Source organism: Mucilaginibacter sp., assembly GCF_025359345.1.
GTDB lineage: Bacteria > Bacteroidota > Bacteroidia > Sphingobacteriales > Sphingobacteriaceae > Mucilaginibacter.
In genome coordinates this window covers 434,258-456,142 of the sequence record NZ_JANYGQ010000032.1, presented here as the reverse complement: position 1 = coordinate 456,142, position 21,885 = coordinate 434,258, and the positions used below count along the sequence as shown (strand labels likewise).

General features: G+C 42.6%; 10 protein-coding genes. All 10 read right to left on the bottom strand.

The window, feature by feature from the left end; translation table 11 throughout:
• Nucleotides 1-14 precede the first annotated feature (14 nt).
• Nucleotides 15-2,384 (bottom strand): ABC transporter permease, encoded by a 2,370-nt coding sequence (locus Q0R52_RS22425; protein WP_295798794.1) that lies wholly within the window; start codon nt 2,382-2,384, stop codon nt 15-17.
• A 37-nt stretch (nt 2,385-2,421) separates the two neighbouring features.
• Complete coding sequence (locus Q0R52_RS22420) at nt 2,422-4,797, bottom strand: ABC transporter permease (RefSeq protein ID WP_295798792.1); 2,376 nt, start codon at nt 4,795-4,797, stop codon at nt 2,422-2,424.
• Nucleotides 4,798-5,029: 232 nt separating this feature from the next.
• The gene (locus Q0R52_RS22415; RefSeq protein WP_295798789.1) at nt 5,030-5,836 is read right to left on the bottom strand and encodes an FtsX-like permease family protein; all 807 of its coding nucleotides are present in this window, start codon (nt 5,834-5,836) and stop codon (nt 5,030-5,032) included.
• Nucleotides 5,833-6,612 carry an ABC transporter permease gene (locus Q0R52_RS22410; protein WP_295798786.1) on the bottom strand — a complete coding sequence of 260 codons (780 nt, stop codon included), beginning with the start codon at nt 6,610-6,612 and terminating at the stop codon, nt 5,833-5,835. Before Q0R52_RS22410 ends, Q0R52_RS22415 begins: the two co-directional genes overlap by 4 nt.
• A gap of 115 nt (nt 6,613-6,727) precedes the next feature.
• Complete coding sequence (locus Q0R52_RS22405) at nt 6,728-9,151, bottom strand: ABC transporter permease (RefSeq protein ID WP_295798785.1); 2,424 nt, start codon at nt 9,149-9,151, stop codon at nt 6,728-6,730.
• Between the two features lie 94 nt (nt 9,152-9,245).
• On the bottom strand, nt 9,246-11,669 hold the full coding sequence (locus Q0R52_RS22400) for an ABC transporter permease (protein ID WP_295798784.1): 2,424 nt from the start codon (nt 11,667-11,669) through the stop codon (nt 9,246-9,248).
• Between the two features lie 327 nt (nt 11,670-11,996).
• Nucleotides 11,997-14,381, bottom strand: a complete 2,385-nt coding sequence (locus Q0R52_RS22395; protein ID WP_295798782.1) for an ABC transporter permease — start codon at nt 14,379-14,381, stop codon at nt 11,997-11,999.
• A 65-nt stretch (nt 14,382-14,446) separates the two neighbouring features.
• Nucleotides 14,447-16,798, bottom strand: coding sequence for an ABC transporter permease (locus tag Q0R52_RS22390; protein ID WP_295798780.1), 2,352 nt, complete (start codon nt 16,796-16,798; stop codon nt 14,447-14,449).
• A 143-nt stretch (nt 16,799-16,941) separates the two neighbouring features.
• Nucleotides 16,942-19,335 (bottom strand): ABC transporter permease, encoded by a 2,394-nt coding sequence (locus tag Q0R52_RS22385; RefSeq protein ID WP_295798777.1) that lies wholly within the window; start codon nt 19,333-19,335, stop codon nt 16,942-16,944.
• Between the two features lie 116 nt (nt 19,336-19,451).
• Nucleotides 19,452-21,881 carry an ABC transporter permease gene (locus tag Q0R52_RS22380; RefSeq protein WP_295798774.1) on the bottom strand — a complete coding sequence of 810 codons (2,430 nt, stop codon included), beginning with the start codon at nt 21,879-21,881 and terminating at the stop codon, nt 19,452-19,454.
• Nucleotides 21,882-21,885: the final 4 nt, after the last annotated feature.

The window sequence follows — 21,885 nt, the reverse complement described above, 5'->3', positions numbered from 1 at the left end:
ATTCTTGACTCTAATCACTCAGAGCGCAGGCTCTTAACCGGGTTCATCAGCGCAGCTTTAAACGATTGAAAGCTTACGGTAACTAAAGCAATTACAATTGCTACCACCCCTGCCAATCCAAATACCCACCAGTCAACAGTAGTGCGGTAGCTGTAACCTTGCAGCCATTTATCCATAGCCAGCCACGCCAAAGGAGTGGCAATACACAAAGCTATTAAAACCAGTATTAAAAACTCTCTTGATAATAATGTAAATAATGAACTTACACTGGCGCCTAGTACTTTACGGATACCAATTTCTTTGATGCGTTGTTCTGCTGTAAACATAGCCAGCCCAAGCAGGCCGAGACACGAAATAAAGATGGCCAGGAACGCAAAAGCATCCGAAAGCTTCCCTACCACCTGCTCGTTTTGATATAGTTTCTGATATTCGGCATCGGCAAAGTAGTAACTGAATTGGAAACTCGGGTTTAATTCTTTACATAATTTCTCTGCGGTCGCCAGCGCCTGTTTGGTTTGGCCGGGTTTGGTACGCAATAAGACCATCCCGTATTTTTCTTCTTCGCCAAAGCGGATTATTAGTGGCTGAATAGGGTCATGAAGGGAATTGAAATGAAAATCCTTTAGTACCCCGATAATTTTCCCTTTTTTACCCCACATAGTAAGGTCCCTGCCGATAGGATTAGTATAACCTACTCGCTTCAAAGCACTTTCGTTAATTATATAACCCACCGAATCAGTCGCAAAATCACGCGAAAAATCCCTGCCGGCAGCCATTGTAAGCTTCATGGTTTTAATAAGGTCGTAACCTGCTGACACCTGAGTAAACTCGACATTAAGATTGGGGTCCTTGCCATCCCAGTTTACACCGCCGGTAGTACTGCCAAAACCGATTGGCGAATCGCTCAAACGGGCAATTTGCTGTATCCCGGGCATTTTCATAGCTTCATCTTTAAACACCTTATATTGCGCAGGCAGGTTGCCCTCTAAGGGGATATAGATTAAGTTCTCGCGGTCGTAACCTAAACTTTTGGTTTGGATATAGTTAACCTGTTTTGAAATAACTATAGTACTGATTATCAGTACAACAGACAAAACAAATTGAACAACAACCAACCCCTTACGAAACCACGCCGCGCCGGCGCTAAGTTTCGCAGTACCCTTAAGTACCTTAACAGGGTTAAATGACGATAGAAATAAAGCCGGATAACTACCTGATAATATGCCAGTTATTAAAGTCAATCCAATTAATCCCAGCCAAAAATCGCTCTGCCAAAACGGAAACTCTATTTGCTTTTGCGTAACTGAATTAAATACAGGCAACAACAATAATACTATTACGATGGCAATAGACGCCGCGTAGCAGGTAAGTAAAACGGCCTCGCCAATAAATTGCTGAATCAGTACAGAGCGGACTGCCCCGACAACTTTTCTGACCCCTATCTCACGGGCCCGTTTTACGGAGCGGGCAGTAGTTAAATTCATAAAGTTGATGCAGGCAATAACAAGGATAATTATTGCAATTATGCTAAACAAGTGAACGTACTGTATACGGCCTTCTTCTGGTACGCCATTTTTAAAATTGCTGCGCAGATAAACATCGCCAAATTTCTGAATACCCAACTCCACGCGAAAAGCGGCATTTTGTTCTTTATTGTAGTTATCTAAAAATCGTGCTATTTTTTTGTTAAACAGTGCCGGGTTGCTTCCTTCGCGCAACATTACATAGGTAGTTGGACCGTTGTTACCCCAAGCTTTGGCCCACTCGTTTTCCTTCAAAAAGTTGTCCCAGTTTAGCAAAAACTCAAATTTTTGAGATGTGTTGTGCGGCAGGTCTTCAAAAACCGCTGTTACGGTAAAATCCTTCTTGTTCTGGTATTTTATGGTTTTGCCTATTGCCATTTGCGGGCTGCCAAAAAACTCACCTGCCATTTTCTTGGATACGGCAATACTAACTGGCGAATTTAAAGCTGTTTGCGGACTGCCCTTTAGCAGCTTATAGCTAAACATTTTAAAAAAGTCAGCACTGGCAGCTGTGCCTTCTAACTTGATTATCTTATTGCCAACCTGGAATGTACTGGTGTTATTAAAACCCATGTCAACCGCATATTCAACCTGTGGCAGCGTTTTCTTCATCTCCTGCCCCAATAAACCGGGAGTTGCATATTGCCCAACAATTTTATGGTCGTAATATTGGCGCTCAATAACTGAGTATAAACGCCCGCTATTGGTGTGGAAAGCGTCGACGCTGAGTTCATTTTGCACCCAAAGCATTATCAAAATACTGCAGGCCATGCCCAGTCCAAGACCAAGAATGTTAATAGCGGAGAAAAACTTATTTTTCCACAAGTTTCTCCAGGCTATTTTTAAATAATTTTTAATCATGTTTAGTCAATAGTGAAAAGACCGTTAATTGTTCCCATTAATCGTTTGTCCGCAAACTTTTAACCGGGTTAGTAAGCGCAGCTTTTATAGCCTGGAAACTTACGGTTGCCAGTGAAATAAATACGGTTACAAATGCTGCGACCACAAATACCCAGATGCTTATCGGTACGCGATAAGCGTAGCTTTGCAGCCATGTGTGCATGGCCCACCAGGCCATTGGTATTGCCAAAACAAAGGCTATCATCACCAGTATTAAAAAGTCTTTTGACAGTAAAGTAGTAACGCTGGTAACGGATGCGCCCAAAACTTTACGCACACCAATTTCCTTTATCCGGTTGTGAGCCATGTAGGTAGCTAAACCAAATAAACCAAGGCACGAAATAAAAATGGTTAATCCTGCAAATAAACTGGCTAAAGTGCCTAACCGTTGCTCGTCCCCAAATTTGCGGGCATATTCCTGGTCGACGAAATTGTATTCAAAAGGGTAATCAGGATTGTATTTTTTAAATACTCCCTCGGCGCGTTTTAGGTTATTAGCCGTAGTGTTGGCGGGGTTAAGCTTAAAATGTATAAAGTTAAACCACGACTTTGGGCCTTGTATAAGCATATGTTTAACGGGCTCATATGGCGATTGCAGTATAAAATCTTTAACTACGCCCACAACTTTATAGTGGCGGGCGTCTTTCCCCTCGCCGTTGTTTACAATTTCGCCAACGGGATTTTTAAGTCCCATAATTTTAACGGCAGCTTCATTTAAAAGCATCGCCATCGAATCGGTTGGATAGGTTTTAACATCAATGTCGCGGCCGGCAATAATTTTAAGGCCCATGGTTTTTACAAAGTCACCGTCGGTGTTAAATATGTTAAAGTCAATTTTGTTTTTGTCCATGTGGCCTTTCCAGGTGTAACCCCAGCTATCGCTCCAGCCCTGCGTAATCGGTGCACTTGTTTTGGTAACAGAAGTAGCCGCACCGCTTGCAATTAGGTCATTCCGTATAGCTAAATAATTTTTTTCAATATTGCCTGTCATGGAAACATAAACCAGGTTGTCCTTTTTATAGCCGATGTCCCTGTCCTGTGCATATTGCAGTTGCTGACGGATTATTATAGTGCAGATTATCAACACAACAGCAAACCAAAACTGCACAACCACCAGCACCTTACGCGGTGTAATTATTGCATTAGCTGCTTTAAATGTGCCTTTTAATACACTTACCGGTTTAAATGAGGAAAGATACAGCGCCGGATAGCTGCCCGAAATTAAACCGGTAAATAAAATAAAACCTACAAATACAAGCCAGAAACTAACGCTGCCATAAGGAACGAATAACGTTTTGTCGGTAAGTAAATTAAAGCCCGACATGCTGATTTGCACAGCTACCAGGGCAATTACGCCTGCAATAAAAGCTATTAAAACCGATTCACCTAAAAATTGACTGATCAATGAACCCCTTAATGCACCAACAACCTTGCGGATGCCCACCTCGCGGGCGCGCCGTTCGCTGCGGGCGGTGCTAAGGTTCATAAAATTGATACAGGCTATCAGCAATATAAATGCGGCAATAAGCGAAAAAGTACGAACGGTAGATATTCGCCCGCCATCGGGATGGCCTTTTTCGTCAAATTTTGAATATAGCCGAAGTTTACTTAGCGGGTACACAAATTGCTGTATGTCCTTTGTATCCGAATGTGATTTGGTGACGTTAACAAGCGCCTTGTTCGCTAGGGCTTCGGTAACCCCGGGTTTTAGTAATACCCAGGTTTGGATGGAATTGTTGCCCCAATACTGGTCGTCCTGCCCAATTTTCGTCATATATGTCCAGGGCATCAAATACTCAAAACTAAACCTGGTATTATTGGGTAAATCCTTCATAACGCCGGTTACCGTAAAGTAGGCATTACTATCTATTTTAATACTTTTACCCATGGCGTTATCATTCCCAAAAAGCTTTTTCGATAGCTTCTCGGTTATCACAATGCTGTGTATAGTGTTAAGCGCCGTATGTTTATCGCCGTGCACCAGCGGAAAGCTGAACATAGTTAAAAAGCTGGGATCGGTAAAGTTTCCCTGCAGGTTTAAATGTTTATCGCCAACAGTAAACAGGAATGTGGAGCCCCAGTTTGTACGGCAAACATCTTCAACCTGCGGATATTCCTGTTTTATAATCTTGCCCATTACTTTTGGTGTGGTATTCCAGCACCAAAGTTTACCATCAAACACCGAGCGATTATAAACTGAGTATAGCCTGTCATTCTTTTCGTGAAATTTGTCGAAACTAACTTCGTTTTGTATCCATAACAGTATCAGCGCTGCGCTTGCCATACCTATCGCCAGGCCAACAATATTAATAGCAGAAAATGCCTTATGCCGTAGTAAATTTCTCCAGGTGATTTTCAGGTAATTTTTAAACATCGTGAAAAAAGTTGAGCGTTTATTTTAATAATTTAATAGACTGTTAAAATTACCAATGCGTTGCATCAGTTTAAAACTTTATTGCATTTTAAGGCCATATAAATCTATTTCATGTTTCGTTTGTGTGTGTATCACCCCCCTAGGGGGATTTCTTTTCTATCATTAGTAATTTCGCTTCGCCGTTATTAGTCATTGAATACCGAAGATACTATGACCAATGAGTAATGACTAGTTATTCGCTGCGTAAACTTTTTACGGGATTAGCCAGCGCTGCTTTTATCGACTGGTAGCTAATAGTTATCAATGCAATTAAAATAGCTGCTATACCGGCCACGGCAAATATCCACCACTGGATAGGTGCCCGGTACACAAAGTCCTGCAGCCACTTATTCATCGCATACCAGGCAATCGGGCTGGCGATAAGAATGGCGAGCACTATCAGTGTTAAAAAATCGCGAGATAACATGGTGGTAATATTGGCTATGCTTGCCCCCAGTACCTTACGGATACCAATTTCTTTAACCTTTACCTGTGCAGTATAAGTTGCCAGCCCAAATAACCCCAGGCACGAAATCAGGATTGCTATGCCGGCAAATACGTTAAATAGTGTCCCCGTGCGCTGGTCTGATTTATAAAGTGAATCATAGGTTTGGTCGAGGAATGTATAAGTGAATGGAAAATTGGGGTTATATCTTTTCCATGTATTTTCAACAGTTTTAAGGGCCTTTGGCGCGTTCTTACCTGTAGTTTTCACCAGTAATTGCCAGGTGTGTGGTTGATAGTGAAAGATAAAAGGCTCAATTTTTTGTTTTAACGATGCAAAATGAAAATCTTTTAATACCCCGATGATAACACCATCTGTCCCCCATAATTTAAAGCGTTTGCCAATAGGGTTTTTAATCCCGGCGTCGCGCACTGCAGTTTCATTCAAAATATAATGAGCGCTGTCAGGTTTTATGCCAGTGAAGCTTGCGCCGGCATCCAGTTTCAGCTTAAAGAATTTAATAAAATCCTGGTCAATTGCCATTGGATGTATCATAAACTGCCTGTCTTTAGCCTTCCCATCCCAATCTGTATCTCCCGTAGTATTACCAATATTGACAATTTCGGGTCGGCCGCAGCATCAGGAGTAAGCTTTATATAAGTGGCCATTTGTAACCATACCCAGCTCCAGGCAAAACGTTTTACCGGAGGGATACTTGCTGTATTTTGTAACAGCTCGAATTGTAATGACGACTGCTTTGGGATATCTTTTAAAACAGCGGTGACCGTAAAAGGCGTCTTGTATTCATCAAACACTAACGTTTTGCCTATCGGCGATGCGTCACCAAAATACTTTTTAGCAGCTTTTTGGGTAAGTACAACCGAGTTGATGCCATTTAGACAGGTAGAAGCATCACCGGCAACTAATGGGAAATTGAAAAACTTAAGGAAATTGGAATCAACTGCCAGCAGGCCTTTTTCGGTAACTGAACTTTTCTGCCCGTTGTTTTCGAAATGGATAATCTCGTCGCCGGGCAAGTACATACGGGTGTAGCTTTCAACTTGCGGGAAGTTATTTTGTAATGCAGCCCCCACAGGCGGACCAGTATGTCCAACCACAAACTGGTTGTTACCCATTTTACCGTCAATGTTTACGCGGTAAATGCGGTTAGCATCCTTAAAAAAGCGGTCGTAGCTCAGTTCATCGGCTACATACATACTAATCAACAGCACGCAGGCCAGCCCGATGGCCAGCCCGCTTATGTTTATTATACTGCTTACTTTGTTGCGTACCAGGTTACGCCAGGCAATTTTGAAATAGTTCTTTATCATGTTTGGTTCATTAGTTCAGTTGTTCATTAGTTCATTGGTAAAGAACGAATCGCATACTTACCACGAACAATTTCACAGTGCATTTTTCAACTAATCTCTAGTCTCCAACCTCTAATCACTCACTTTTCAAACTTTTAACCGGATTAGTAAGCGCAGCCTTTATTGATTGAAAGCTGATGGTTACAAACGCAATGGTAATTGCGCCAACGCCCGCCAGCGCCAGAACCCACCATTGTACATTTTGCCGGTAGGCAAAGCCCTGTAACCAGCCATGCATCGCCCACCATGCCAGAGGGGTTGCAATTACTATAGAAATCAATACGAGCTTAATAAAATCTTTTGATAGCATACCTACTATTGTTGATATGCTGGCGCCCAAAACCTTACGAATGCCTATTTCTTTAATTCGCTGCTCGGCGGCGTAGGCTGCAAGACCAAACAGACCCAAACAAGCTATTACGATGGCCAGCGAGGTAAATGCTACAGATATTGTCCCGATACGTTGTTCTGCGCGGTATATAGCGTCAAAGTCCTCGTCCATAAATGAATAGGCAAATGCCTGTGTAGGCGAGAATGAATTGTATTTGTTTTTTATTTGTTGGATTATGCCCGGGATATTAGCAGACTTAACGCGGACTGTTACAGCGCCCCGATCTTCATCCATATTGAACATTAACGGCGTTATGTTATCTTTAAGCGACTGGTAGTTAAAGTTTTTTATCACGCCGATAATGTGGTACTTTTTGATGGTTTTACCCATCCTGTCGTTTGGAGAATATAGAAATTGATCGATGGAATTTATAAAACCAAGCTGTTTAGCGGCAGCCTCATTGATAACTAATGCCGCAGTATCAGTCGACATCTCTTTCGAAAAATTTCTGCCGGCAATAATTTTTATACCGAGTGTCGGCAGGTAGTTTTCATCGGCCGGCCATATCTGGGTAAGCATCGATTGCTTTTGATCCATTGTCGGCGTTTTAAAAAACGCGCTGCTATTGCCGTAGCCTCCTGTGGGTAATGCACCGGATAATGAAGCATTTTGCACACCGCCCAAACCTTTTACCTCATCGCGGAATGACTTTGCTCCTTTGCCCAGCGACCAAACATTTTTTATAACCAGTACATGGTCGCGGTTGTAACCCAGGTCCTTACTTTGTATGTATTGGAGCTGATTGTAGATGACCAGTGTACTTATTATCAGAAATATAGAGATACAAAACTGGCCAACGACCAGTATGTTGCGAAACATCCCCCCTTTAAACCCTGCAGCAATTTTTCCCTTCAATACCTCAATAGGTTGAAAGGCCGACATGTATAACGCGGGGTATGAGCCTGCTAAGCAGCCAATTATTACAATTATTAAAAGCAGCGTTGGCAATAGCCACGATATAATTTGCCCGGTCACTACCAACTCTTTGCCTGCCATTTTGTTAAACTGTGGCAAAAACAGCCACGCAGCCAACAAAGCAATTAGGGTTGCAAATAACGTAACCAGTACCGACTCTGTTAAAAACTGAAATATAAGATGTTTACGCGGCGAGCCCAGTACTTTGCGCACCCCCACCTCGCGGGCCCGGTTTGACGAGCGGGCTGTTGAAAGATTCATGAAATTAACACAGGCTATCAACAGGATTAAAATAGCGACGCCCGAAAATATATACACATATTTAATATCGCCGTTTACATCAAGCTCCGCCACGCTGATTGAATGCAGATGTATCCTTCTTAACGGAATAAAATCAAGCTTGTAATAATTACCCGCCTTTTCAAAGTCGCTGAAGGTTAAATGTATCATGCTTTGCAATTGTGGGCCGGCATGCTTTATCATAAACGCCGTCATTTTAGCATCAAGCTTTTTTATATCAGCGCCTTCCTTCAGTAACACATAGGTATTAAAGTTATTGCTTAACCAGGCGTCTTCCTTACTTTCTGCAAGGCCTGGCATTGCAATAAAAAAGTCGAAATTAAAGTGCGACTGTTTGGGGATATCTTTTAAAACTGCGGTTACTTTATAAAGCGATGTATCATTAAAAGTTAATGTTTGCCCCACAACATCGGTGCGGTCAAAATATTTTTTGGCCATCTTTTCGGTTATAACAACCGTGTGGGGCGCGGTAAGGGCATTTTGAGGGCTGCCGCTTATCATTGGTAATGTAAAAATGCTGAATATGGAATTATCAGCATAAACCATTCTATCCTCAACAATATTTTGCTTACCTTTTTTTACCTGGTTACCACCATTATTACGGAAACGGGCTACTTGTTCGATCTCGGCAAAATCTGCTTTCATAGCGGCAGCAGTAGGTGCCGGCGATACAGCATACGAGTTTTCGTTACCGCCGAACTTTATATTATTGTTAACGCGGAAAATCCTGTCGGCTTTTGTATTGTAGCTGTCAAAGCTTAGCTCATCAAAAACATAAAATACAATTAACAGGCAGGTTGCCAGTCCTAAAGCCAGGCCGAAAACGTTAATAAATGTAAAACCCTTGTTTTTCATCAAACCGCGAAACGCAGTTTTTATATAGTTTTTTATCATTTCTGTTTAGTTTTAGGTTGGGGCAACTTTTATAAAAACAAGACGACTTAGTAGTCCATTTAGTTGCACCGGTTTTATAATAAATTTTACTTAATTATTCGCTTTTTAAACTTTTAACGGGGTTTGTAAGCGCTGCTTTTACCGATTGGAAGCTGATGGTTACAAAAGCTATTGCAATAGCCCCTGCACCAGCCAGCGCCACCACCCACCATTGTATATTTTGCCGGTAAGCAAACCCTTCGAGCCAGTTGTGCATTGCCCACCACGCAAGTGGGGTAGCAATGACTATCGAAATAAATACCAGCAAAATAAAATCCTTTGAAAGCATACCCACAATAGCTGACACGCTAGCCCCCAAAACCTTGCGGATGCCAATTTCTTTGGTGCGCTGTTCGGCTGCATACGCTGTCAGGCCAAACAAACCCAAACACGCTATTATTATCGCGAGCGAGGTAAACGTTATAAAGATCTGGCCCATACGCTGTTCAGAGCGATATAATGCATCAAAATCATTATCCATAAATGAATAGTTGAACTGCTGCCCCTTTCCTAACTCTTTATATTTAGTTCCCACCTGGCTAATTAATAATGGGATATTGTTCGATTTAAGCCTAATACTCATGGCGCCGCGGTCTTGGCCATAAAGAAATACCAAAGGTGTTACATTATCCCTAAGCGATTTAAAGTTAAAATCCTTCATCACCCCGATAATGTGAAATTGCGCCATTTTTGTTAGCATATTATCGGCAGGAGTATAAAGTGTTTGATTTAACGGGTCCTTAAAATTCAACAGTTTCGCTGCTGCTTCGTTGATGATGAGCCCCGCAGTATCAGTCCGCATAGCGGCTGAAAAGTTTCGGCCGGATACCATCTTAATTTTCAGCGTTTTGATATAATCTTCATCAACTGTCCATTCCTGGCTTGTTACCGCCCTTTTCTGGTCGAGCACCTGGTCTTTAAAAAAGCTGGTGGCATTTCTTGTTCCGCCGGTTGGTAATGCGCCGCTGATGCTTACACTTTCAACACCCGATAACTGTTTAATTTCCTGCTTAAATGTTTTGGCACCCTCGCCCAGCGCCCAAAGATTATAAACTACCAACACATGGTCGCGATTAAAGCCCAGGTCTTTGCTTTGGATGTATTTTAATTGATTATTGATAACCAGTGTACCGATAATCAGGAATATAGAAATAGCGAACTGGAAAACCACCAGGAAACTTCGCAGCACCCCTCCCTTAAACCCTGTCGAAATTGTGCCTTTAAGCACCTTTATCGGCTGGAACGCTGAGAGATAAAGAGCAGGATACGAGCCTGCCAGGCAACCTATTATAATAACAATAACTAGTAGCGCCGGCAGTATCCAGCGCACTATTTGCCGGGTAATTTCAAGCTCCTTCCCGGCCATTTGGTTAAATAGCGGCAATAAAGCCCATGCCGCCAAAACGGCTATCACCGTGGCAAACAGTGTAACTAATATCGATTCGGTTAGAAATTGAGCGATCAGGTATTTGCGCGGCGAGCCTAAAACCTTGCGTACTCCTACCTCGCGGGCCCGGTTTGATGAGCGCGCGGTGGAAAGGTTCATGAAGTTAACACAGGCTATCAGTAAAATAAATATAGCCACCAGCGCAAAAATGTATACATACTGGATATTTCCGTTTGCACCCAGTTCCGAGCCAATGTTCGATTCAAGGTGTATTTTTTTGAGTGGGAAAAGATAGAGCTTAATATAATTGCCCGACTGCTCAAACTTGTCGAACGTTAAATGCAGTAGACCAGCCAGTTGCGGGCCCGCACGCCTGCGGAAGAAATCGGTAAGCTTGCCTGATAGTTTATTGGCATTAGCACCAGCTTTCAGTAAAACATAAGTGTTAAAATCCTCGCTGAACCATGCATCTTCCTTGCTCTCGTCCAAACCAGGCATCGCTATAAAAAAATCGAAATTAAAATGCGACTGTTTGGGAATGTCTTTAATAACGGCCGTTACTTTATATGGTTGATTGCCATTAAAAGTCAGCGTTTCTCCCACTGCATTGGTTTTGTTAAAATATTTAAGCGCAGTCGTTTCGTTTATAACAACCGTGTTGGGAGCGGTTAAGGCGGTGGCCTTGCTACCGCTTATCATCGGAAGCGTAAAAACATCGAATATGGAATTGTCGGCATATATCATTTTCTCCTCGCGGATGTCCTGGTTGCCTTTTTTAACATTGTTGCCACCCCTGTTCCTGAAACGGACCACCTGCTCAATTTCGGGGAAATCGGCTTTTAATGCCGCGGCTGTTGGCGCCGGCGAACAGGCATAGCTATTGGTGTTGCCGCCAAATTTAACCTCGTTATTAACGCGGAATATGCGGTCGACCTTTGTGTTAAATCGGTCGTAGCTTAACTCATCGAACACATAAAAAACAATGAGCATACAGGCAGCGAGCCCAAGGGCAAGCCCCAATACATTGATAAAGGTAAAACCCTTGTTTTTTACCAGGCTGCGGAATGCTGTTTTAAGATAGGTTTTAATCATAGCGATTCAGTTTAAAAGCAGGTTAATTTTTGGTTTAATATTTGACGACAGCTTAACCAATTAGGTTTCACTACCATCCAACATTATTACAATTAACCTGCCTTTTACCCCTATTCACTTCGAAAACTTTTTCGGTCGTCGCGCTACGGTTTCAATTCAACGTTCCATTTTTACATGCGGAACACCCGGAACGTTGTGAAACATGCTCATTATCAGGATATTTACTTTTTATAACTTGCGAATAACTGATAAATAAGCCATATAAATAACTATTCCTGCGTCGTCCTCCCCGCCTTTTTTAACTGTCCAGCTGCTACTTTCAACCTCCTACTCACTCCTCAGGCTCTTCACCGGGTTTGCCAGCGCGGCTTTTAATGCTTGGTAGCTAACGGTTGTAAGCGCGATAAACATAGATAGCACGCCTGCAACCGCAAATACCCACCAGCCAATATTTATACGGTACGCAAAATCTTTAAGCCAGCTATGCATGCCTATCCAGGCCAGCGGAAACGCAATAACCGCAGCTATTAATACCAATAAAATAAATTCTTTCGAAAGCATGCCGACAATGCCCGGCACAGAGGCACCCAGTACTTTGCGGATACCTATTTCGCGGGTACGCTGCAGTGTACTGTATGACGCAAGCCCCAGCAGTCCTAAGCACGATATCATGATAGCAAGCACCGCAAAATACATAAACAACTTGCCAAAGCGGTCTTCAGTCTGGTATTGTTTATTGAAATTATCATCAAGAAAGAAATAAGAAAATGGCCGTTGGGGCACCAGGCTTTTCCATTTACTTTCAATGGCAGCCAGGGTAGCATGTATGTTTCCGCCTTTAAGTTTAAGTGTAAATACGCTGGTGTTTCCAGGGTTAAGCCTGAAGTTTAAAGGTTTAATATTTTGCTGCAACGATACGAAGTGAAAATCCTGCGCAACGCCGATTATCTTACCTTTACGTCCCCATTGCGTAAACAGCTTACCTATGGCATCGTTTGCATTAGCGTAACCAAGCTCTTTAACAGCTGCCTGGTTTAAAACAATTGCCTGGGTGGTATCAGTAGCAAACTCCCTATTGAACGCCCTGCCCGCAACTATCTTTATGCCATACTGGGATATAAAATCAAAATCAACCTCGATCAAGTTCATATTCATGGGCTGCATTTTGCCGGTTACGCTCTGAATTTCGCTGTAAGCAACGCCATTTCCATTACCAAAAGTTGTGCCTGAGCCCGACACCGACAGAACCCCCTGCACACCCCTGAACTCGTTTTTAATGCTTTCCATATTCTTTATCACTGCCGAGTCGCCGCCTGTATTCAATACAAGCATTTGGTCTTGCTGAAAGCCGAGCGACTGGTTACGCATGTAATTGAGCTGGTTATACACGATGATGGTTCCGACTATCAATACGATAGATATGGTAAACTGCACCACAACCAAGCCCTTGCGCAAAAATATGCCCTTAACAGAAGTAGTAAATTTGCCTTTCAATACCGAGAGAATACTAAAGTTGGTAAGCACCAATGCCGGATAAAATCCTGCCATACAGCCAATTATAACCGATATTGCAAACAGGATAAAAATATAGCCGTGCGAAAAAATATTTTGGCTTATTATTTTGCCTGCCAGCGTGTTAAACAACGGGAGCATCACTACACTAAGTACCGCCGAAACAACAAAGGATATCAAACATATAATGATCGATTCGCCTAAAAACTGGGCGGTAAGCTGTTGGTTTATTGCTCCAACTACTTTTCGGATACCTACCTCCTTAGCCCGCTCCGAAGCGCGTGCAGTAGTTAAGTTAACAAAGTTGATGCAGGCAATAAGCAGAATGAAAACCGCAACGATAGAAAATATGTAGACGTTTGATTGGCTGCCATTTACAGGCGCTCCTCTAAAGCTGTCCATGTATATTTCCTTAAGCGGCTCTATAAATAAGTCATAATTATAGCCGCGGCGGCGCTGGTCTTCGCTGATATGTGCACGCAGAAAATCGGGAAGTTTTGCCTGTAGGTTTGCAGGGTTATAACCTTTTCCAAGCAACAGGTAGGTATTGTTACTAAAATTGCCCCATTCCTTCATGTTGATAAGCTTCATCGGCTCCATTGTAGAGGTGGAAATGAGCATATCAAAAGAAAAATGCGAATTAAGCGGAACGTCTTTGACTACGCCGGTAACCTTAACCGGAGTTTTACCATCAAGCCGGAGCGATTTTCCGAGCGCAACCCCATCCCCGAAATATTTTTTCGCTGCTGTCTCGGTAATCACAATACTGAACGGCTCCTTAAGCGCGGTTTCCGGGTCACCGGCAACAAACGGGAAAGTAAAAATTTTGAAAATATCAGGGTCGGTAAACTGGATATTATTTTCCTGGAAGCGATGATTCTGGTATTCAACCAGAAAGCCGAAGCCAAATAGCCTCGCGTTAGCTTTTACTTCCGGGAAATCCTGCTGCAAAGCGGGCCCCATGGGCGCCGATGCACTGTTCCAATGCAGTACTTCGGTTGGCGATTTAATATCGGTATTGAGCCGGTAAACATTGTCGAAATTTTGATTGAATTTGTCGTAACTAAGTTCAAACCGCACATACATAAAAATCAGGAAACAGGCTGTCATCCCAACAGCCAATCCTATAATATTTATCAGCGAAAAGCTTTTATGCCGCCAAAGGTTACGGAATGCAATTTTTATATAGTTCTTTATCATACTTAGTTCATTTGTTCACTGGTTCATTAGATTGTTTTTTATTGCCAACTGCTATTTCCAACTGCCTACTCACTTCTCAGGCTTTTCACCGGATTTGCGGTAGCGGCGCTTAATGTATTCAGGCTTACAACCACCATGGTTAACAGTAAAATAAGCACCCCTACTATGCCGAACATCCAGATACTGATATCGATATGGTAGGTGTATTTTTGGAGCCAGTTGTGCATCATCCACCAGGTTAAGGGTACAGCTACAACAAATGCAATCAATACCAGCTTTAAAAATTCAGTAGCAATCAGCATCAATAGTTGTTTCACCGTAGCGCCCAACACTTTGCGGATGCCTATCTCGCGGAAACGTTTTTCTATAGTAAACGACGCTAATCCCGCCAAACCTATACAGCAGATAAAAATGGCCAGGCCTGCAAAAATGTTGGTCAGGCTGCTGATCAGTTCTTCGGCGATAAATTTCTTACCAAATTCTTTATCTACAAATTGGTATTCGAAAATATCTGCCGGGCTGTATTCCGCAAAAAGTTTTTTAAACAAATCGATAGCCTTCTGAGGTTGTATCCCGTCTTTTAGCCTCACAGTTATGTATGAGGAGCCTCTGTCACCGTAATAAACCATCAATGGGTCAACCGGGGCGTAGGGCGACGTCATAACCACGTTGTCAATTACACCAATAACGGTGTATTTCTGCTGGCCATAGTGCATTTGCATGCCCACCGGATTTTTAACGTGCATGGCCTCAACAGCAGCTTTATTTAACATCATTGAAGCTGAATCGGATGGTGTACCCGCAAAATCTTTACCCTGAAGTAGTTTAATACCCATGGTCGCAGTAAAATCAACATCTGTGCGGATGCCTGAGAAAATGATCTTCGAATCGGTCGGCATACCTTCGTAAGACGGCGACGGCGACCTCCACCAGATATCAGTAATCGGTGATGAGGTGCGGGTCACCTCTTTTATCAGTCCCGACTTTAACATATCATTTTTTATCGCCTTAAAGTTTTTATCGGCGTTTGGTGTCGACGGCAGCATAATCAGGTTATTGGAGTTATACCCCATATCCCTGTCCTTAACATGCTGAATTTGTTTATAGATGATAAGCGTTGCAGCTATTAAAAAAATAGAGATTACAAACTGGCCAACCACCAGTATACGCCTTGGCAACACGGCACTTTTGCCGGCAGCAAAGGTTCCTTTTAACACCTTCACCGGGTTGAAAGATGATAGGTACAAAGCCGGGTAGCTGCCTGCCATAACACCGGTAAACAGAATGATAATAAAAGCACCTGTCAAAAACACCGGATCGGCTACATTTAAGCTTAATCGTTTGCCTACCAACGAATTAAATGACGGCATTAAAAGATATACTGCAACAATTGACAATGCAAAAGCCATCAGCGACAACAGCAGCGACTCGAAATAAAATTGTGTTATTAACTGTTTTTTTCCTGAGCCCAGCGTTTTCCTTATGCCAACTTCTTTGGCCCGTTTTTCTGACCGCGCGGTTGAAAGGTTCATGAAGTTTACGCAGGCAATAAGCAATATAATGATGGCTATGATAGTGAATAACCGCACATACTCAATCTGCCCGCCAGTGTTCTTCCCGCCTTTATAATCGCTGTAAAGGTGCCATCTGTTCATCGGCACGGTAAAATAGGTACTAATTTTATCGTGGTTATGGTCATACATTATCTTGTTGATGGCTTTTTCGATAGCAGCAATATTTGGATTCGTTGCAGTTTCAATATAAACCGAATAAGATGAGTTCTGCCATTCTTTCATCGCATTTTGAACCTGCGGGTCGGATGGACTAAATGCCGACAAAGCTTCAAACTGGCGGGTTGAATTGCCTGGCATATCGGCTATTACAGCTGTTACCTTCAGCAACTTGTCGTTAATTTTAATCGCTTTATTGATGGGATCTGCATCCCCAAAAAACGATTTGGCGGTCGACTCCGTTAGCACGAGGCTGTTTGGTTCAAGTAACGCTGTTTTCGGATTGCCCTTGATGAATTTACAGGTAAACATATCAAAGTAGCGTCCGCCTACAACAGCCAGGTCCTTTTTCAGTTTGGTTTGTCCGTACTCAAACTGCTGAGGCGAGGTATAGCTGGACATCACTGCATTTTTTATCTGTGGATAGCCTGTCTCCAGCGATTTTGCCAGCGGGAACACCATATTTTGGTCGGTAAATATGTTATTCTTAAAATCGCGGTTGGCGATTACCTGGTAAATATTCTTGTACCTGGTATTGAACTTATCAAACATAAGTTCATCATTTACCCACAAAAAAATGAAAATGGCACAAGTTATGCCAATTGTTAAACCCAACAAATTGGTAATAGTAAAGCCTTTGTTCCTGCTAAGGTTTCGCCATGCTATTTTAATATAATTTTTTATCATGATATATGGTTCATTTGTTCATTAGTTCACTGGTTCATTAGTAAGGATGACTGTTAAAGTGTTTTAAACGTTGCAGAATTTGATTTTTAAACGGACTATTTAACTCCCATTACATTTCCTAATCTCTAATCTCAAGTCGCTGATCACTCGGAACGCAAACTATCCACCGGGTTTGCAATTCCCGCTTTTATGGCGTGGTAGCTAACCGTTACAATTGCAGTTATTATTGCTGCTAAACCCGCCACAGCAAACATCCACCACGAAATAGTTATCCGGTAGGCAAAACCTTCCAGCCATTTGTGCATAGCCCACCACGCTATTGGCGAAGCAATTGTAATTGATAATACCACCAGCACTAAAAAGTCGCGCGATAACAAAGTATTGATTGATACCAAGCTTGCACCCAAAACCTTGCGGATGCCAATTTCTTTGGTGCGTTGCTCTATAGTGAACGCTGCCAAGCCAAATAAACCGAGCGTGGCCAATATGATGGTGATATAGGTAAATACGCTAAATATGGAAGCGAGGCGGTCTTCTGCTTTGTATTGCGCATTGAAGGCATCGTCCATAAAAGTGTACTCGAATGGCGTGTCTTTATCATATTTCTTATAAATCGCTTCCATTTTTTGAAGTAATGTAGGGATGTTGGTATACGGTTTTATCCTGGCATACAGATTGCAGCCATCTCTTGGCGAAAACAGGTATTGGTCAGGCTCAACATTAAGCACCATTCCCGAAATGTCTGACTGCAGGGAACTAAAATTGAAATTCTTTAATACACCGATAACTCTCACTTTTTGGTTGCCCGACTGTGCATAGCTGCCAATAGGGTTTGCCGGAAGATGAAGCTTTTCGATAGCTGCCTCGTTAATCACTATCCTGTCCGTACCCGCCAGTTTCTCGCCGGCCGCTGGCGCATATTTCCATTTCAAGCCTAATGTTTTTATATACTGGTCATCGCCTAACAGAGAGGCCAGCATAATATTTTCATCCTTGGTTTTGCCCGTAAACTGATTCATGTCATACCCCTTAAACATAGGATAATGCGACGTAGCAGCGCTTTCTATGCCGCTTAGCGACTTAACATCCTGCCGGAAGGCCAGGTAATTGTTGCCAAATGTATTATGCACCGGTATCATCACCACGTTTTCGCGGCTAACGCCTGTATCCACATGCCGAAAATAATACAGCTGGCGGTCGATAACTATGCCGCAAATAATAAGGCCTACCGATATGGCAAATTGCAAAGTGGTAAATACTTTACGTACCACTACGCCGCCCGTGCTTTTGCCCATTTTGCCTTTCAGCGTTGCAACAGGCTTAAATGCAGATAGAACCAATGATGGATAACTACCTGCAATTAAGATCGTTAATATCAATAACGCAAATAGTAATATTAATACAGTCGGGCTATATAGAAACGTGTCATCAATTTTAAGCTGCAGCACATTTAAAAACCACGGTTTAAAGGCGTAGCATAATAAGTAACCCAGCACAAACGAAATAGTGGCAAACATTGCTGATTCAACATAAAACTGGGTAGCAATAGTTTTCCGGCTTGCACCTGCTACTTTACGCACGCCTACTTCTTTAGCGCGAAGCGTTGCCCGGGCGGTTGAAAGGCTCATGTAATTAACCAGTGCCAATAGCAATATCAATATAGCCACCAGCGGGAATATCTTCAGGTATTTTGTATTTGATGAATCTCCAAAATTGCTTTTCAGGTGCGAATCAGGCAGTGCCGCAAGATAATAATGCACATTGTCGAATGTTTTGTCATGCTTTGCCATCAGGTCGAGGCTACGCCTTAGTGCTACAGTGTCAGAGGCGTGGTTTAACAAGAGGTATACACTGAAGTTGCCAAAACTAATTTCTTTGGCACCTGTGTACAACTTCGCCTCTTTCATTGTAAGCAGGCTCAGGTTCGACGTAACGAAATTGAATTCGATTGAAGAGTTTGACGGGTTATTTTGGGCCACGCCGGTAACCTGGTACGTAAATGCGCTGTCGGTTTTTAACGTAATGAGTTTGCCAATTGGGTTTTCGTCGCCAAAATACTTTTTGGACATATCTTCCGACAACACTACAGTAAACGGCCTGTTAAGCACGGTTGATGCGTTGCCCGATACGAGCTTGAATGAGAAGAAGTTAAAGAAATTCGCGTCGGCAAATAACAATTTCGATTCCGAATACTTTGAATCCGGCTTTTCGGGGTTACTGGCTACTACCGGTTTAAAATAGGCCATTGTGCGGTTATAGTCTGCCACGGCTGGCTGCTTTTGCTTCATGATATCGGCAGCCGCGTAGCTCATAAACGCCATATTTACAGAGGTCCCTCCCATTTTAAATCCCACGTGCGGGTTAAAAATCCTTTCGGCATTTTTATGAAAACGGTCGTAGCTACTTTCGTGCGTTACGTACATCATAATCATCATACATACCGCCAGGCCAACAGCCAAACCGGTTATATTTATCAGGCTAAACAGCTTCTGCTTAACCAGGTTGCGCCAGGCAATTTTTATGTAGTTGAATATCATGTTATTTGTTCATTGGTTCAATTGTTCATTAGTTCATTGGTGGTTATAGCAGGAATAACTGCTACTGCTACTGCCAATCCCTACTCACCTCTTTAACTCTCTTCGAGAGCCATAGCTCATTCTGAGCGAAGGCTCTCCACCGGGTTGCTCAATGCTGCTTTTATCGATTGAAAACTTACAGTGATCAGCGCAATAAATATTGCAGTAAAACCTGCCAGCACTAAAACCCACCATTTTATTTCCTGGCGGTAGGCAAAACTTTGCAACCATTTATTCATTAAATACCAGCCTGCGGGCAAGGCAATTAAAATGGCAACCAATACCAGCTTTATAAAATCGAAAGACAACATACCGGCAATGGCCGTTATCCGGGCGCCTAATATTTTCCGGACGCCGATTTCTTTGGCCCGTTGCTCGGCAGCGTAGGCCGCAAGACCGAATAAACCAAGGCAGGCAATTATTATGGCCAGCGAACTAAATATCAGCGAAATAGTACCTGTGCGTTGTTCCGCGCGGTACGACGCGTCAAAATCCTGGTCCATAAACGAATAGTTCATTTGTATACCTGGCGACAGTTCCTTCCAACCCGCATTAATTTGTGCTAAAAGCGCGGGTATGTTTGTGGTACGTACCCGAATGCTCAATGCGCCAGTATTATGCGCCAGCGTTAAAACAACCGGACCAACCACATCACGTAATGAACTGAAATTAAAATCTTTTACAACGCCGATAATATGGAGCTGTTTTGAGTTCGCCACATTCTGCTCGCCGCCATTTGATTTGTATAAAGGTTTGTTTATCGGGTCTTTAAGCCCCAGGAATTTTGCGGCGGCTTCGTTTATAATGACTCCCGATGAATCTGTCAGCATGTCCGCCGAGAAATTGCGACCGGCAGCCATCTTCATTTCGAGTGTGCTAATGTAATCTTCGTCAACTTCCCAGCTTTGCGGGAATAGCGCTTTCTTTTGGTCAAAGCCGGCATCTTTAAAATAGATGGCTGTACTTTTCCAGTTAGAAGTGGGCAAAAAACCTGTTAAAGTAGCATCAACAACGCCGGGGAGTTTTTTCACCTCCTGCTTAAATACTCCGGCCTGTTTATTTAGCTCAAAAACATTTTGTACAATTAAAACCTGGCCACGGTTATACCCTAAATTTTTGCTTTGTATAAAATGAAGCTGATTGTAAATAACGATTGTGCTGATTATTAAAAAAATGGAGATGGAGAATTGAAGTACAACTAAAAAACTCCGTAGGCTGCTGCCTTTAAAGCCGGCTGCCAGCTTTCCCTTTAAAACATCGATAGGCTGAAATGCGGATAAATAAAAAGCCGGATAGGAACCTGCAATTGCGCCGACAAACATCACAATGAGCAGTAATGCTGGAATAAGCCACCCCAGCGTATGGGCGTCCACAGTAATTTGCTTGCCCGATAACTGGTTAAATGCAGGCAGCATGGCCATGGTAGCTACAAACGCAATAACAGTAGCAGCAAAGGTTAGTAAAGTCGACTCCGTTAAAAACTGGGCGATCAAATGTTTTTTTCCTGAACCCAAAACTTTGCGCACACCAACCTCGCGTGCCCTGTTGGCAGAGCGTGCTGTTGATAAATTCATAAAATTCAGACAAGCGATTAACAGGATGAATAGTGCGATAGCCGAAAAAATATAAACATACTGTACACTGCCATTTGCGCTAAGTTCGCCGCTGCGGTTCGATTTCAGGTGAATATCCGTTAGAGGAGTTAAATTGAGCCGGAAGAAACTGCCGCTTTTTTCAAATGCGCCCATATCCATATGAAGTTGCGATTTCATTTGGTCGCCGCTATATTTGTTTAAAAACGCGGGTAATGATGCTTCCATTTTTTTACTGTCTGCGGCATCCTTCAATAAAACATAAGTATTATAATCACTTCTCAGCCATTCGTTCGATTTGCTATCCGGAAAGCTGGACATGGAGATGAAGAAGTCAAAATTAAAATGAGATTGCTGTGGTATGTCTTTTATAACACCGGTTATTTTGAAAAACCCGTTGTTATCAAAAGCCAAAGTCTTGCCTACTACATTGGTACTGTTGAAGTATTTTTTTGCTGTGCTTTCGGTTAACACAACACTGTTGGGCTCTGCCAATGCCGATTTAGGGTCGCCGGTTATCATAGGCAGGGTAAACACGTCAAATAACGAGGGATCAGCGAAGGCCATTCGATTTTCGAGAATACTGGCTGTCCCTTTTTTTACATGCGCTGAACCTGCATTTTTAATTCGTACAGTATTTTCGATATAAGGAAAATCGCTTTTTAGCGTTTTGGCCAAGGGCGGCATAGCCACAGCATAAAGAACATTATTCTCGCCAAGCTTTAAATCCTCGTTAACACGGTATATCCTGCCGGCTTTTGTATTATAACGATCGTAGCTTAACTCGTCAACAACGTAAAAAATTATGAGCAGGCAACTTGCCAGGCCTAATGATAGCCCTAAAATGTTCAGGGTGGTAAAGCCCCTGTTTTTTGAAAGGCTGCGGTAAGCTGTTTTTAAATAATTCCTGATCATTGTT

Excerpts from the sequence above, each read along its gene's own strand:
- Q0R52_RS22380 (WP_295798774.1), bottom strand. The coding sequence starts at position 21,881 with ATGATCAGGAATTATTTAAAAACAGCTTACCGCAGCCTTTCAAAAAAC.
- Q0R52_RS22425 (WP_295798794.1), bottom strand. The coding sequence starts at position 2,384 with ATGATTAAAAATTATTTAAAAATAGCCTGGAGAAACTTGTGGAAAAAT.
- Q0R52_RS22385 (WP_295798777.1), bottom strand. The coding sequence starts at position 19,335 with ATGATATTCAACTACATAAAAATTGCCTGGCGCAACCTGGTTAAGCAG.
- Q0R52_RS22405 (WP_295798785.1), bottom strand. The coding sequence starts at position 9,151 with ATGATAAAAAACTATATAAAAACTGCGTTTCGCGGTTTGATGAAAAAC.
- Q0R52_RS22390 (WP_295798780.1), bottom strand. The coding sequence starts at position 16,798 with ATGATAAAAAATTATATTAAAATAGCATGGCGAAACCTTAGCAGGAAC.
- Q0R52_RS22395 (WP_295798782.1), bottom strand. The coding sequence starts at position 14,381 with ATGATAAAGAACTATATAAAAATTGCATTCCGTAACCTTTGGCGGCAT.
- Q0R52_RS22420 (WP_295798792.1), bottom strand. The coding sequence starts at position 4,797 with ATGTTTAAAAATTACCTGAAAATCACCTGGAGAAATTTACTACGGCAT.
- Q0R52_RS22410 (WP_295798786.1), bottom strand. The coding sequence starts at position 6,612 with ATGATAAAGAACTATTTCAAAATTGCCTGGCGTAACCTGGTACGCAAC.
- Q0R52_RS22400 (WP_295798784.1), bottom strand. The coding sequence starts at position 11,669 with ATGATTAAAACCTATCTTAAAACAGCATTCCGCAGCCTGGTAAAAAAC.
- Q0R52_RS22415 (WP_295798789.1), bottom strand. The coding sequence starts at position 5,836 with ATGATACATCCAATGGCAATTGACCAGGATTTTATTAAATTCTTTAAG.